The organism is Streptomyces sp. NPDC086766 (assembly GCF_044746005.1).
Classification (GTDB): Bacteria; Actinomycetota; Actinomycetes; order Streptomycetales; family Streptomycetaceae; genus Streptomyces.
The window spans coordinates 1-1,326 of record NZ_JBIVBI010000063.1 but is presented as its reverse complement, the minus strand read 5'-3'; the positions used below and the strand labels follow the sequence as shown (position 1 = coordinate 1,326).

Annotated in this window: 1 protein-coding gene; it reads right to left on the bottom strand. The window is 68.5% G+C overall.

The annotated features are described in order from the left end of the window. Positions 1-21: 21 nt before the first annotated feature. Complete coding sequence (locus ACIPM1_RS33845; protein WP_402441210.1) at positions 22-1,086, bottom strand: IS110 family transposase; 1,065 nt, start codon at positions 1,084-1,086, stop codon at positions 22-24. Positions 1,087-1,326 lie beyond the last annotated feature (240 nt).

Below are 1,326 nucleotides of genomic sequence, written 5' to 3'. Positions count from 1 at the left end.
TGATGAAGCTCCTATAGACCGTCAAGTGGTCTGTGTGAGCGGTTTTGGTGTGTGGTGGGGGCGGGTGAGCTGCTTGTAGACCTCGCGGGCGATGAAGCGTTTGAGGCAGCGGAGGATGTCCCTCTTGGACAGGCCCTCGGCGGTGCGGCGGGCGACGTAGTTCTGGGTCTGTTGGTCGTAGCGCATGCGGACCAGCGCGATCATGTGGAGTGCGTGGTTGGCTCTGCGGTCGCCGCCGCGGTTGAGGCGGTGCCGGTTGGTGCGGCCCGAGCTGGCCTGGATGGGAGCTGCCGCGCACAGGTGCGCGAACGATGCTTCCGAGGCGAGCCGCTCGGGGTTGTCCCCGGCGGTGATCAGGAGCTGGGCAGCGGTCTCGATGCCCACTCCAGCCAGCGCGACCAGCGAGGGTGCCGCTTCGCCCACCAGCGACTTCAGCTCAGCGTCGGCATCGGCGATCTCCTCGGTGAGGTACTGGTGGCGGCGGGCCAGACGCCGCAGGGCGATCCTGACCGCGCAGGACGGATCGCGGGTGTCCGCGCCGGGCCGGGACCGTGACAGCTGCTTGATCAGCTCGGCGGGGGTCAGGGCCCGCAGCCGCTCACGGACCTCACCTGGCGCGGTGATGATGAGGGTGCGGATCTGGTTGATGATCTGTGTGCGGGCCTTGACGGCTGAGCGGCGGACCACTCGCAGGGCGCGGATGGCCTCCACGATCCCGTCGCGGGTCTTGGGGGTCCCACTGGCCCGGCCGGAGAGGACGGCTGTCGCCGCGGCGAAGGCGTCTACGGGATCGGACTTGCCGTTGGCCCTGCGGGCCCGTCGGTCTGGGCGGTCCACCTCGATCACGGTGACCTGGTTCGCCCGTAGCAATCGGGCGAGTTCGGACCCGTAGGCGCCGGTGCCCTCGACACCGACGGCGATGACCTCACCGTGCGAGCGAAGCCACTCCAGTAGCCGCTGGTAGCCGTCGGGAGTGGTGGGAAATGCCTCGGTGGCCAGGTGCCGGCCGAGGGAGTCGATCACTGCGGCCTGGTGGAAGTCGGTGTGGGTGTCGACACCGCCGATCACCGTTATCACGTCTGCCATGCTGGTGAGTGCTGTCCTTCCGCGCGACGCATGAGGGAGGGCACGCGCCGGTCGGGCGGGAGGACAAGACTGTGATGGGACCTTTGGCCGGGCTCCTATGAAGTCACAAACGCCCGACCGGCCGCGCGCAGGGCGGCACCACCCGAGCCGGCCGACATTTCATCAACAAGACAGCCTCTGCGTCGGTCAGTCGGCGGGTCAGACCGCCTCGGGTGACACCACCGACATCCTCACAGTCAG

Excerpts from the sequence above, each read along its gene's own strand:
- ACIPM1_RS33845 (WP_402441210.1), bottom strand. The coding sequence starts at position 1,086 with ATGGCAGACGTGATAACGGTGATCGGCGGTGTCGACACCCACACCGAC.